Below are 13,010 nucleotides of genomic sequence, written 5' to 3' on the forward strand. Positions count from 1 at the left end.
CACCTTTGTGTAGATACATTATGTGTTTAGGGAACCTTGTAGATGTCTCTTTTAAAACTTTCTTATAGAGTTTTTATGTCAACATGCTGATGTTCCTCTAGTTCAACAGTAGTTTAAACTTCCGATGAACTAAGATAATTATTTATAAGTTAAGGCTTAAGAATAGAATTGAAATCTATCTAGTGAATTTTATAAAAGGGGTGAGTGCGAATGAAGTTAGTCGTAGCTGTAGTGCAAGATCAGGATAGCAGCCGCTTATCAAATGCTTTAACGAAAAATCAGTTTCGCGCAACTAAATTAGCGAGCACAGGAGGATTTTTACGTTCAGGAAATACGACATTTCTTATAGGAACTGAAGACTCTCTCATACCCAAACTTTTAGATATTATTCGGGATAATTGTCGGGCAAGAGAGCAAATGGTTGCACCCGTTTCTCCGTTAGGAGGAAATGCTGATTCCTATATACCTTACCCTGTGGAGGTAGAGGTGGGAGGAGCTACCGTATTTGTTTTACCGATTGAACAATTCCATCATTTTTAAAAAGTAGCCTCCGAAGCTAAATCATTAATTATTTGTTACTATTAAACATTTTATTTAAAAACGATTATGCCTAGGAGAAATAGATAAAACTGTGGGGGCGAAACTAGCTTGAAGATTAATCAAGATATACGTGTCGGGTTAAATACAAATCGCAAAGAGCCACTACAAAATAATAATCAAAATAACCGATTTGGAGATATGGTCGTCAAGCAAGGTAATAAGCTGCAAACAGAACAACTCACGCGTTTGTTAGGGGATATATCTACTGCAGGGGACCGAGTAGCTAGATCACGTAATTTACGAGAACTTGCTAGGTTTAAAATGCTTGTTAAACGATTTCTACAAGAGACAGTAGAACATGGTATGGAGTTAAAACAATCACATACTTGGAATCGTTTTGGTGAAGGAAGACGTCTGAAAATCATTGAAACCATTGATACACGTCTTGTCGAACTTGCACAGGATCTTTTAGACGAAGAAAAGGAAGCAATAGATCTTCTTGATAAAATCGGTGAAATTAAAGGCTTACTAATTAATTTATATATGTAAAACCCGTGTCTCGTTCTCATTTAGGCGCGGGCTTTTTTCAAATGTTGATGTGGCTACTCGTCATTAAAGTAAACAACTGCAATATTTCTTTACAAGAGTGCAAGAAAGTATCACTTTTTGTTGTAGAGACAGGAAGGAATTTAAATGTATGGCCAAGAATGTTGAAGAGCTACTCACACTGCAGCCAGTCGTAATGAAGCAGCTTCAAACAATATTTGACAAGAATAGATTAGCACATGCATATATTTTTGATGGCGAAAAAGGTACAGGCAAGGCAGATATTATGCACTTTTTTGTCAAATTAATGTTATGCGAGAAACCAAATGGAAATGTTCCATGTGAAACATGTCGAAATTGCAAACGTGTAGATTCGGGAAATCATCCAAATATTCATCAAATTTATCCAGATGGTCAATTCATAAAAATTGATCAGATGCGAGAGCTCATCGGAGAAATGAAAATGGTGGGTGTAGAAGAAGGACGTAAGATTTATGTGCTTCATCATGCAGACCGTCTTAATACAGCCTCTGCAAATATGATACTTAAATTTTTAGAGGAGCCAGAAGGAGAAGTAACTGCCATATTACTAACAGAGCAAATGCAGTCAATACTTCCAACTATCCGTTCTCGTTGTCAACATATCAAATTTCAAAAAATGCCACGTCATGTTTTGTTGAAGCATTTACAGGAAAATAATATTTCTCATTCAATGGCCTCAACAGTAAGCATGATGACAAACGAGGTAGAAACAGCGATATTTTTAGCAAATGATGAGCAGTTTGCACTCGCTCGAAAAACAGTGTTAAAATTAGTAGAGGCCATTCGGCAAAATGTACACGAAGCATTGCTTATTGTGCATGAAGAGTGGTTGCCTCACTTTAAAGAAAAAAGCGAGATGGAGCAAGCATTGGATTTACTACTATTTGCTTACCGTGATATAGTGTCAATAAAAGCTAATCCCGAGGCAGCTTGTACTTATCCAGACATGTTACCACTATTTAAAGAAGTTGCGCTATATTCCACTTATGAGAGATTATCAAATCAGATGGAATCTATTTTACAAGCTCGCGCCTCTTTACAGCGTAACATGAATAGGACGTTATTGATGGAGCAGTTAATGCTAAATCTGCAGGAGGGATATACATTTGTATAATGTAGTAGGAGTCCGCTTTAAAAAGGCGGGTAAAATATATTATTTTGATCCGGCATCATTTCTACTAGAAGATAGTCAATATGTTATTGTAGAGACAGCCCGCGGTGTAGAGTATGGAAAAGTAGTTGTCCCTCAAAAGGTAGTGGGTGATAATGATGTTGTATTACCACTAAAACAAGTACTTAGACCAGCAGATGATCGTGATCGTATACAAGTAGAGGAAAATGCAGCGGAATCAAAGCGTGCATTTGAGCTCGCTAGTACGAAAATTATAGAGCATAATTTAGAAATGAAACTTGTAGATGTTGAATATACATTTGATCGTAATAAAATTATTTTTTACTTTACAGCTGAAGGACGAGTTGATTTTAGGGATCTAGTAAAAGATTTAGCCTCGGTTTTTAGAACACGTATTGAACTTCGTCAAATCGGTGTGCGTGATGAAGCCAAGCTTTTAGGTGGTATCGGTCCATGTGGTAGAATGCTTTGCTGCTCCACATTTTTGGGTGATTTTGAGCCTGTTTCTATTAAAATGGCTAAAGATCAAAACTTATCATTAAATCCTTCAAAAATATCTGGCCTTTGTGGACGTTTAATGTGTTGCTTAAAGTATGAAAATGATGAATATGAAGAAGCAAAAGAGGGCATGCCAGATGTTGGTGAGATAACAATGACACCAGATGGCCGTGGGAAAGTAGTAGGGCTAAATGTGCTGGAAAGACTTATTCAAGTATATTTACATGAGCAGGAACGCACAGTTGAGTATACACTAGAAGAACTGCTAGCATGCGAAAAAAATCTTATTTAAGATAGAGAATTTAACGAGGTGGCTTGGGTGAAGGACCGTAATTTCTTAGATACCGTTATGGAGTTCGAACAACAGCTCGAAGCAATGCAGGAGCAATTTGGTGCATTGAAACAATTTGTAGCGTTAATGATGGAAGAGCATAAGGCGCTTGAAACAGAAAATCATCACCTACGTACACGTCTAGAAGAACTACTTTCTAATACAAACTCCGTACAAGCTGCTGAAGTAAAGAAAGAGAGTCCGCTAGATATTGGTGAGGGATATGATAACTTAGCTCGCCTCTACCAAGAGGGCTTCCATGTTTGCCATGTTCATTTTGGAAGTTCACGTAAGGGTGAGGATTGTCTGTTTTGTCTATCATTTTTAAATAAACAAAATGTGTAATAAAAGGCTGATTCCCGCTACGGTGGTGTCAGTCTTTTGTTTTGTAGTGTAGGAGGAGTAAGTATGGAAAAATGGCTAAAAGGTGACGAGCGGTTAGATTATTTGTTGGCTGAGAATTTACGTATTATTCAAAGTCCCTCGGTCTTTTCGTTCTCATTAGATGCAGTACTGCTTTCGAAGTTTGTCAGTATTCCTTATCATAAAGGAAAAATGGTTGATTTATGTTCAGGAAATGGTGTGATACCACTTTTTTTAAGTGCACGTACAAAGGGACAGATAACGGGAGTAGAAATTCAGCCACGTTTATTTGAGATGGCAGAGAGAAGTATCCGTTACAATCAGCTAGAACAGCAAATTCAAATGATTCTTGGAGATGTTAAAGAAATACCGAAACAACTTGGCATTGAAAAGTATGATGTGGTTACCTGTAATCCACCCTATTTTTTAGCACATGAAGCAAGTGATAAAAACCTTAGTGAGCATCATGCCATTGCACGCCATGAATTGTATTTAACATTGGAAGAAGCAATTCAATCAGCAAGTAAATTATTAAAGCAAGGGGGCAAGGCCGCATTTGTCCACCGACCAGGGCGATTATTAGATATTGTGACAGCTATGCGAGCAAATCGCTTAGAGCCTAAACGGATGCAGCTCATTTATCCGAAGGAAGGGAAAGAGGCGAATACATTATTAATAGAAGGAATAAAAGATGGAAAGCCTGATTTAAAAATTCTGCCGCCGTTGTATGTTTATGATGCTAATAATGAATACACGGCAGAAGTGAGAGAAATTCTTTATGGAAAAGAGCAATAATCACTACTTTTATGTGTTAGAGTGTGCTGATCAAACTCTTTATGCAGGGTATACAAATAATATAGAAAAACGTGTTGCTGTACATAACGCTGGTAAAGGAGCAAAATATACAAGAGCTAGAGGTCCAGTGAAATGTATTTATAAAGAAATATTTGAGACAAAGCAAGCAGCAATGCGTGCTGAATATGCCTTTAAGCAATTAACAAGAACACAGAAAATTAATTATATAAGGAGGGGCGAATCGTGAAATCACAAAAAAGTACAATACACGAACAGACAGGTTGTTTATATCTGGTAGGAACACCTATTGGTAATTTAGAAGATATGAGTGTGCGTGCACTTCGCATTTTAAAAGAAGCCGATATTATCGCGGCAGAAGATACTAGAAACACCAAAAAGCTGTGTAACTACTTTGAGATTGAAACACCGCTAATCAGCTACCACGAACATAATTTAGCCGTAGGTGGAGAAAAATTGTTAACATTACTACAGGAAGGAAAAACAATTGCATTAGTAAGTGATGCAGGTTTACCTTGTATTTCTGATCCAGGTGCAGATATAGTTGAAAAAGCAATTGCTCAAAACTTTTCTGTTGTACCAGTGCCAGGGCCTAATGCAGCGATTTCAGCATTAATTGCATCTGGGTTATCGCCACAGCCATTTTTCTTTTATGGATTTTTGAATCGCGGAAAAAAGGAACGTCGCCAGCAATTAGAACAATTAAAAAAACGCCAAGAAACGATTTTACTATATGAGGCACCACATCGCTTAAAGGATACATTAAAAGATATGGAAGCTATACTGGGGGAACGTCGTATTGTTTTAGCTCGAGAGCTGACAAAGAAGTTTGAAGAGTTTTTAAGAGGTACTTTGTCTGAAGCTATAGAATGGTCACAAACAGAGGAAATACGAGGAGAGTTTTGTATTGTTCTTGAAGGTAATAGCTGTGTAGAAGAGGAAGATCATGAAGAAGCCTATTGGCAAAACATGTCCATTGTTGAACATGTTGATTTCATTATCAATCAATCGAATGTATCTTCAAAAGAAGCCATTAAAGAAGTAGCTAAGTTAAGGCAAGTGTCAAAGCGAGATGTTTATAATGAATATCATAGTGATTAATAGTAAAGAGTTACCTTAATAGGGTAGCTCTTTATTTTTATTTAGTTAATGACTTCGAAACTTAAAAGTTGAAAAGTAATAATTTTGAGACACAATTTTAAATTGATAATAATTGTAAATAATAGTAACCTAAAATAGAAAGGTCTGACATGGACATTATAAGGGATTAAGAAATTGGTTATATTAATAAACAGAAACACCTAAATCACTGTTTTGATTTAGGTGAGTAACTAATTATTTTTTTAAGTTAGATTGAATTTCTTTAACTAACATTTCAGCGCCTTCTGGACTTAAAATTAATTTGCCTCCAACTAGACGGAAGTTATCATCTGAAACTTCACCAGTAACAGCACATGTCATATTAGGCATATATTTTTTTAAGATGATTTTATCATCATCCACATAGATTTCTAAAGCGTCCTTTTCAGCAATACCTAGCGTACGGCGTAACTCGATAGGAATTACTACACGACCTAACTCATCGACTTTACGAACAATCCCTGTTGATTTCATAATAGATTTCCTCCTAATTTATAAAAGTTATATTGGTATTTCGTCAAATTTCGACATTATTTCTTTGTCTGATAGTTATCATACCAAGTAATGCCATAAACGTCAATTAATTAATGCACTAATATTATGGTTTTTAAAAAAATTTTTTGAGAAGAATGCTGGTATTTTAATTTTTTTAAAAGGTTTTTAATAAATATTTTTGTTAATAGTAAAAAAGGTTCTTATTTAAGTCATTTAATGGATTAAATATATTATTCGACAATTTTCGCGTTTAATAAACTTTCATTGAAACGAATTTCGTACTTCGTTAGAATAGAAAGTATATTGTAAAACAATGGAGGCAGTTCTAGTGAGTGAACAACAAAAAACATTCTATATAACAACACCCATTTACTATCCAAGTGGGAAATTTCATATTGGTACGGCATATACAACAGTAGCATCTGATACTATTGCACGCTATAAACGTTTAAAAGGTTATGATGTACGCTTTTTAACAGGAATGGACGAACATGGCCAAAAAATTCAAGAAAAAGCAGCAGAAGCGGGTAAACATCCTCAAGATTATGTAAATGAAATTGCAGATGCTGCGAAAAAACTTTGGGGGTTAATGGATATTTCTTATGATGACTTTATTCAAACAACCCAGGATCGACATACGAAAGCTGTCGAAAAGATTTTCCAAAAGTTTTTAGATAATGGTGATATTTATAAAGGTGAGTATGAAGGCTGGTACTGTACACCGTGTGAATCATTCTTTACTGAGACTCAACTAGTTGACGGGAACTGTCCTGATTGCGGTCGTCCGGTGCATAAGGTTAAAGAAGAATCGTACTTCTTTAATATGAAGAAATATGCAGATCGTTTATTAGCTTATTATGAAGAGAACCTTGAATTTATTGAGCCAGAATCACGAAAAAATGAAATGATTAACAACTTCATTAAACCAGGACTAGAGGATTTATCGGTATCAAGAACATCCTTCGACTGGGGAATTAAAGTACCAGGAGATCCAAAGCATGTTATTTATGTGTGGGTTGACGCATTAACGAATTATATTACAGCCTTAGGATATCTATCAGAAGATGAATCATTATTCAATAAATATTGGCCAGCAGATGTACATGTAGTTGGGAAGGATATTGTTCGTTTCCATACGATTTATTGGCCAATTTTCTTAATGGCACTAGATTTGCCATTACCGAAAAAGGTATTTGCTCACGGTTTTATTATGATGAAAGACGGTAAAATGTCTAAATCAAAAGGTAATGTAATTTATCCTGAAATGTTAATCGAGCGTTATGGTCTAGATGCGACACGTTATTTCCTATTACGAGAATTACCATTTGGCTCTGATGGGGTATTTTCACCAGAATCATTTATTGAACGTACAAACTTTGATCTGGCTAATGATTTAGGGAACTTATTAAATCGTACAATTTCAATGATTAATAAATATTTTGATGGTATTATTCCGACAGAAAATCTTCAACCGACAGAATTTGATGCAGCTTTAAAAGAGCAAGCTGAGTCGGTACGTATTAAATATGAAGAAAGTATGGAAAAAATGCAATTTAGTGTTGTTCTTGCAGACTTATGGACGCTTGTTTCCCGCACAAATAAGTATATAGATGAGACACAACCATGGGTGTTAGCAAAAGAGGAGTCAGACAAGCCAAAATTAGGTGCAGTTATGCGAAATTTGGCAGAAAGCTTACATCAAATCGCTGTCATGTTGCAACCATTTATGACAACAACTCCGAAACGTATGATCGATCAGTTAGGATTAGATGACAAATTCTTAGCATGGGATACAATTGAAACATTCGGCAATACTATTCCAGCAAACATTAAAGTGGTAGAAAAAGGGATACCGATTTTCCCACGCTTAGAAAATGAGGTTGAGATTACTTATATTCGTGAGGAAATGCGTGGCTCTGTGAAAACACCACAGGATGAAGAAATTAAAAAGGTAGCAAAAACTGAAGAAAATCCAGAAATTCCTGAAATTACTATCGATGATTTTATGAAAGTTGACTTGCGAGTAGCTACTGTGACTGCATGTGAAACTGTTCCGAAAGCAGATAAATTATTAAAGCTTCAAGTTGATCTAGGATATGAGCAACGTCAAGTAGTTTCAGGTATTGCGAAATTCTATACACCAGATGATTTAATAGGTCAAAAAGTAATTGTCGTAGCAAATTTAAAACCAGTGAAATTACGTGGTGAAATATCACAAGGAATGATTTTAGCTGGTGAGAAAGATGGAATTTTAAAATTAGCATCAGTTGATCCTAAACTCGAAAATGGTGCAAAAGTAAAGTAATGAACTTAAGGAAGGCCTGCTGAATATGAATTATTCAGCAGGCTTTTCAAATCTGTTAGAGAAAATGGGATTAAATTATTTTGAAATAATTTATGGTGCGTGAAAAATATACTTTTATGGGTTTAAAGAACTACTTTAGGTAATGTCGATTAAGTGGAATGTCACAATGTCGAATAGTTTGTAATGAAATTGTAATGACCACGAAAAATATGAAATAATAAATTTTAATAAAATCAATGTTAGGAGAATGAAGATGTTTATAGATACACACGTACATTTAAACGCAGATCAGTATGAGGAAGATCTTCAAGAAGTGATTGATAGAGCTCTTGAAGCTAAAGTGGAAAGAATGGTAGTTATTGGTTTCGACCGTAAAACCATTGAGAGAACAATGCAATTAATAGAGCAATATGATTTTGTTTACGGTGTCATTGGCTGGCATCCAGTAGACGCTATTGATTGTACTCAACAAGATTTAGAGTGGATTGAGCAATTAGCTTCACATCCAAAAATAGTTGGCATTGGTGAAACGGGATTGGACTACTATTGGGATAAGTCTCCAAAAGACGTTCAACAGGAACTTTTTCGCAAGCAAATTCAATTAGCTCAAAAGATCAATTTACCAATCGTTATTCATAATAGGGATGCAACAGGTGATGTTGTACAAATTTTACGTGAAGAAAATGCTGCATCCGTAGGGGGTGTTATGCACTGCTTTAGTGGAAGTGTAGAAACAGCGCGTGAATGTATAGCTATGAATTTTATGATTAGTCTTGGGGGACCAGTGACATTTAAAAATGCACGTCTACCAAAGGAAGTAGCGACAGAAATAGCTCTTGAGCACTTGATGATTGAAACAGACGCTCCTTATTTAGCTCCACATCCACATCGAGGTAAACGCAATGAACCCGCTTTCGTGCCTTTAGTTGCTGAGGAAATCGCACGTTTGAAAGGGTTGACAATTGAGGAAATTGCACAAGCAACTACAGCCAATGCGAAAAATTTTTTTGGGATTGACAATTAACTAGCTTAGATGCCTCCAATACAGGGTTTGTGGTTGGCAAAAAACAAGAAGTCAATTTTCAGAGAAATACTTTCGGGTTGACAGTGCCAAAACTAGTCCGTATAATCCAACCTTGTATTAAGGAGGCGTTTTTTCATGTCAAATAATTCCATGAAAAACTTGTTCTTAGGATCATTGAGGAGTAAGCAAACAGTGATAAGAATTATTTCACTTGTCCTGTTTGTGTCTGTAATCTCTTTCGTGCTTTATCAGGGTACGAAAAAATCCGTTAAGCTTGAAGCAAATGGAGAAACAATCGAAGTATCAACACATGCCAAAACTGTAGAACAATTATTACAAAATCAAAATATAGATATAGCAGAGCATGACAAAATTTCACCCTCTCTGAACACCAAAATTGTTAATGGATTAGCAATTACATGGGAACAGGCAAAAGAAGTAACTATTTCAGTTGATGGAAATCAGTCAAAAGTTTGGACAACTGAAACACTTGTGAAGGACATTTTGAAGGAAGCAAATATTAAAGTATCTGAACATGACTCTTTAGCGCAAGGTCTAGATACTGAACTAGGAGCAGAAAACAAAATCGATATTCAAAAAGCGTTTCAAGTAGCGCTTGTCGATGGCGTAAATAAAAGACAAGTATGGTCCACTTCGACTACGGTCGCTAACTTTTTAAAACAACAAGGAATTCAGCTAAATGAATTCGATCGTGTCGAAAATAACCTGGAGAACGTTATTACTCCGGAGAGTAAAATCACAGTAGTTCGCGTAGAAAAGGTTATCGATGTAGTGGAAGACTCTTTAGATTTCGCAGTTGAAAAGAAGCAGGATGCTTCATTGCAAAAGGGGAAACAAAAAGTAGTAGCAACGGGCGAGAAGGGTTCGGTTTCTCGTACGTATGAAGTTGTCAAAGAAAATGGTAAGGTTGTGGCAAAAAACCTGCAATCTGAGAAAGTATTAAAAGAGCCGAAGAAACAAGTGGTTGCAGTAGGCACAAAAACAATCGTTGCAAGTGCAGCAACTGTGTCACGTGGTTCTGCAGAGCCTGCTAACGGTAAAGAATTTTATGTAACGGCAACAGCATATACACCATATTGCAACGGTTGTACTGGTACATCAGCAACTGGTATAAACCTACGTTCAAATTCTGGCTTGAAGGTGATAGCAGTTGACCCTTCTGTTATTAAGCTAGGATCAAAGGTTTGGGTAGAAGGCTATGGAACTGCTATAGCTGGGGATACTGGTGGGTCAATTAAGGGTAATAAGATTGACATACTTGTACAAACAGATGCTCAAGCACGTAACTGGGGACGTAAGAAAGTGCGCGTTAAAGTATTAAATTAAAAAAATTGTAAAATTAATCAAAATGTTTTTCACAAATGGAGCTTTCCTGTTTTGACTGGCGGGAAGGCTTCTTTATTATTTTTTAGCAAATGATGCTGTAAGGTATGTAGAGAGTAAGTTGAATAAGATAAGCTCATCTGGACCTTGTATTCCTGTACAAATCGTATAGAGCAGTTGTAAAATGGTCAGAAGATAAGGTAGATAGAAAAGAGGAGCCTTTTTGCAAATTAAAGAAATTATTGTTGTTGAAGGAAAAGATGATACGACAGCTATTAAACGTGCTGTACAAGCAGATACTATAGAAACAAATGGATCTGCAATTTCTGAAGAAACGTTAAAGCGAATACAGCACGCCCAAGAAAAACGTGGAGTTATTGTATTTACTGATCCAGACTATCCAGGACGTCGAATACGGGCCATTATCGAGGAGCGTGTAAAAGGGGTGAAGCATGCCTTTTTACCAAAAGCGAAAACGATTGCTAAAAACGGTAAAGGGTTAGGGATTGAGCATGCTGCTGATGAGGATATACGTGAGGCATTACAACATGTCTATACCCCTATACATGAGGTGCTAAACAAAGAGGTAATTACACTGGAAGATTTAATGACTGCTCGTTTAATTGGACATCCACAAGCAAAGCAGCGTCGTGATAGACTAGGGGAAATCTTAAATATAGGTGCTACAAACGGTAAACAACTTCATAAAAGATTGAAAATGTTTCAGATTACAGAGGAGCAATTTGGTGCGGCTATCGCACAGTTAGATCAGGAGGAAAATGATGCATAAGGATATTGCGACACCAATTCGAACACAAGAAATTTTAAAAAAGTATGGGTTTTCATTTAAAAAAAGTTTAGGTCAAAACTTCTTAATTGACCCGAACATTTTGAGAAATATAGTGAGTCACGCCAATTTAACTGAGAATAGTGGCGCAATTGAAGTTGGTCCTGGGATTGGGGCATTAACTGAGCATTTGGCGAGAAGCGCTAAAAAGGTAGTTTCCTTTGAAATTGACCAACGTTTATTACCTGTACTAGAAGATACGCTTAGTCCATATAATAACGTGTCTATTATTCATTCTGACATACTTAAGGCAGATGTGGAGAAAGTAATTGCAGATGAGATGCCAGGTATTGATGATATTATGGTTGTAGCAAATTTACCGTATTATGTAACGACTCCAATTTTACTGAAATTACTCAATGACAGATTACCGATCCGTGGTTTTGTTGTGATGATGCAGAAAGAGGTAGCAGACCGTATAACGGCTAAGCCAGGGACGAAAGAATATGGTTCATTATCAATTGCAATACAATATTACGTGAAAGCAGATATTGCGATGACAGTGCCAAAAACAGTTTTCATGCCTCAACCTAACGTCGACTCTGCAGTAATTCGCCTTATCAAGCATGAGGAACCACCGGTAAAAGTAATAGATGAGGATTTTTTATTTGTTGTAACGCGTGCCTCATTCGTTCAGCGAAGAAAAACAATCTATAATAACCTGCAATCTGGTTTACCAAATGGAAAGGCACAAAAGGATCACATTTTACAGGCATTAGAGCTAGCGAAAATTGAGCCAACTCGCCGTGGAGAAACACTTTCAATTCAAGAGTTTGGGAAATTAGCCGATGCACTGTATCCTGTTTTTGCAAAGTGAAAATTTTTGTTAACAATTTTTCGGATATGTAAAAAAATATATATTTTTTTATAAAAAATAAGTTGACAAGATTTATAAGAGGCTGATAAAATATTATATTTTGTTGACATTTTTGGGCCATTAGCTTATACTTGTTATTAGTGAGGTGTAAGCGAAAATGCCAAAAACTTTAGCGGACATTAAAAAGTCGTTGGATTGTCATTTGGGTAAACGTTTGCAATTAAAAGCAAACGGTGGTCGCAAGAAAACGGTTGAGTGTGCAGGGATACTACGTGAGACATATCGCGCCATCTTTGTAGTAGAGCTCGATCAAGAAGACAATACGTGCAAGCGCGTATCGTATAGCTACACAGATATTTTAACTGAAGCAGTAGAGATTACATTTTTAGACGAAGCAAAGGCTGCTGTCGCAAAATAGTTTCTAGTACTTATTTCTATATTTTAGAAACACTCATGTATATTTAAAATACATGAGTGTTTTGCGTTTTCACGGGCATACTAAATTCGTCAGTTGTTAAAGGAGGAGTTTATATGCCTAGAAAAGGTATCATGTCACCTCGTTTAAAAGAAGAGATCGCAAAAGAACTTGGATTTTATGATGTTGTGCAAAAGGAAGGCTGGGGCGGCATAAAAGCTCGTGATGCTGGTAATATGGTCAAACGTGCCATAGAAATGGCTGAACGGGCAAGTAGTGAGCAAGAGCGTAAGTAGGCTGTTTTTGCTAAAATAGTCATCTTATAAAGTTTCATTCAGCAGGGATGAAAATCCTTACT

16 protein-coding genes are annotated in these 13,010 nt (G+C 36.3%); 15 read left to right on the forward strand and 1 reads right to left on the reverse strand.

Annotated elements, in window-relative coordinates; genetic code table 11:
- Positions 1-210: 210 nt before the first annotated feature.
- The 8 genes from PSR12_RS00275 (at position 211) to rsmI (ending at position 5,366) form a co-directional block, all read left to right on the forward strand.
- On the forward strand, positions 211-540 hold the full coding sequence (locus tag PSR12_RS00275; protein WP_004229230.1) for a cyclic-di-AMP receptor: 330 nt from the start codon (positions 211-213) through the stop codon (positions 538-540).
- Positions 541-648: 108 nt separating this feature from the next.
- Positions 649-1,089, forward strand: coding sequence for a YaaR family protein (locus PSR12_RS00280; protein ID WP_004229228.1), 441 nt, complete (start codon positions 649-651; stop codon positions 1,087-1,089).
- A gap of 148 nt (positions 1,090-1,237) precedes the next feature.
- A complete protein-coding gene (gene holB, locus PSR12_RS00285) occupies positions 1,238-2,242 on the forward strand; it encodes a DNA polymerase III subunit delta' (protein ID WP_221683391.1) in 1,005 nt (334 codons plus the stop codon).
- On the forward strand, positions 2,235-3,050 hold the full coding sequence (locus PSR12_RS00290) for a PSP1 domain-containing protein (RefSeq protein ID WP_048395431.1): 816 nt from the start codon (positions 2,235-2,237) through the stop codon (positions 3,048-3,050). Before holB ends, PSR12_RS00290 begins: the two co-directional genes overlap by 8 nt.
- 27 nt (positions 3,051-3,077) lie before the next feature.
- The gene (gene yabA, locus PSR12_RS00295; protein WP_004229222.1) at positions 3,078-3,434 is read left to right on the forward strand and encodes a DNA replication initiation control protein YabA; all 357 of its coding nucleotides are present in this window, start codon (positions 3,078-3,080) and stop codon (positions 3,432-3,434) included.
- A gap of 63 nt (positions 3,435-3,497) precedes the next feature.
- The gene (locus PSR12_RS00300; RefSeq protein ID WP_221683392.1) at positions 3,498-4,247 is read left to right on the forward strand and encodes a tRNA1(Val) (adenine(37)-N6)-methyltransferase; all 750 of its coding nucleotides are present in this window, start codon (positions 3,498-3,500) and stop codon (positions 4,245-4,247) included.
- Positions 4,231-4,494 carry a GIY-YIG nuclease family protein gene (locus PSR12_RS00305; RefSeq protein ID WP_274771117.1) on the forward strand — a complete coding sequence of 88 codons (264 nt, stop codon included), beginning with the start codon at positions 4,231-4,233 and terminating at the stop codon, positions 4,492-4,494. The genes PSR12_RS00300 and PSR12_RS00305 overlap by 17 nt, the downstream gene beginning before the upstream one ends.
- On the forward strand, positions 4,491-5,366 hold the full coding sequence (rsmI, locus tag PSR12_RS00310) for a 16S rRNA (cytidine(1402)-2'-O)-methyltransferase (RefSeq protein ID WP_221683393.1): 876 nt from the start codon (positions 4,491-4,493) through the stop codon (positions 5,364-5,366). The genes PSR12_RS00305 and rsmI overlap by 4 nt, the downstream gene beginning before the upstream one ends.
- 234 nt (positions 5,367-5,600) lie before the next feature.
- Here rsmI and PSR12_RS00315 read toward each other — a convergent pair whose 3' ends face one another.
- Positions 5,601-5,879 carry a transition state genes transcriptional regulator AbrB gene (locus PSR12_RS00315; protein WP_004229214.1) on the reverse strand — a complete coding sequence of 93 codons (279 nt, stop codon included), beginning with the start codon at positions 5,877-5,879 and terminating at the stop codon, positions 5,601-5,603.
- A gap of 334 nt (positions 5,880-6,213) precedes the next feature.
- Between PSR12_RS00315 and metG the strand changes: the two genes are divergently transcribed.
- The 7 genes from metG to PSR12_RS00350 all read left to right on the forward strand — a co-directional run bounded on the left by metG (position 6,214) and on the right by PSR12_RS00350 (position 12,948).
- Complete coding sequence (gene metG, locus PSR12_RS00320; protein WP_237497404.1) at positions 6,214-8,205, forward strand: methionine--tRNA ligase; 1,992 nt, start codon at positions 6,214-6,216, stop codon at positions 8,203-8,205.
- Between the two features lie 253 nt (positions 8,206-8,458).
- The gene (locus PSR12_RS00325) at positions 8,459-9,229 is read left to right on the forward strand and encodes a TatD family hydrolase (RefSeq protein WP_048395439.1); all 771 of its coding nucleotides are present in this window, start codon (positions 8,459-8,461) and stop codon (positions 9,227-9,229) included.
- 135 nt (positions 9,230-9,364) lie between these two features.
- On the forward strand, positions 9,365-10,576 hold the full coding sequence (locus PSR12_RS00330) for a resuscitation-promoting factor (protein WP_009374180.1): 1,212 nt from the start codon (positions 9,365-9,367) through the stop codon (positions 10,574-10,576).
- A 220-nt stretch (positions 10,577-10,796) separates the two neighbouring features.
- On the forward strand, positions 10,797-11,363 hold the full coding sequence (gene rnmV / locus PSR12_RS00335; RefSeq protein WP_004229206.1) for a ribonuclease M5: 567 nt from the start codon (positions 10,797-10,799) through the stop codon (positions 11,361-11,363).
- A complete protein-coding gene (gene rsmA, locus PSR12_RS00340) occupies positions 11,356-12,237 on the forward strand; it encodes a 16S rRNA (adenine(1518)-N(6)/adenine(1519)-N(6))-dimethyltransferase RsmA (RefSeq protein ID WP_274771125.1) in 882 nt (293 codons plus the stop codon). Before rnmV ends, rsmA begins: the two co-directional genes overlap by 8 nt.
- A gap of 157 nt (positions 12,238-12,394) precedes the next feature.
- Positions 12,395-12,655, forward strand: coding sequence for a biofilm formation stimulator Veg (veg, locus tag PSR12_RS00345; RefSeq protein WP_004229199.1), 261 nt, complete (start codon positions 12,395-12,397; stop codon positions 12,653-12,655).
- Between the two features lie 113 nt (positions 12,656-12,768).
- Positions 12,769-12,948 carry a small, acid-soluble spore protein, alpha/beta type gene (locus tag PSR12_RS00350; protein WP_004229193.1) on the forward strand — a complete coding sequence of 60 codons (180 nt, stop codon included), beginning with the start codon at positions 12,769-12,771 and terminating at the stop codon, positions 12,946-12,948.
- Positions 12,949-13,010 lie beyond the last annotated feature (62 nt).

The sequence above is a fragment of the Lysinibacillus sp. G01H genome, from assembly GCF_028872195.1.
Classification (GTDB): domain Bacteria; phylum Bacillota; class Bacilli; order Bacillales_A; family Planococcaceae; genus Lysinibacillus; species Lysinibacillus capsici.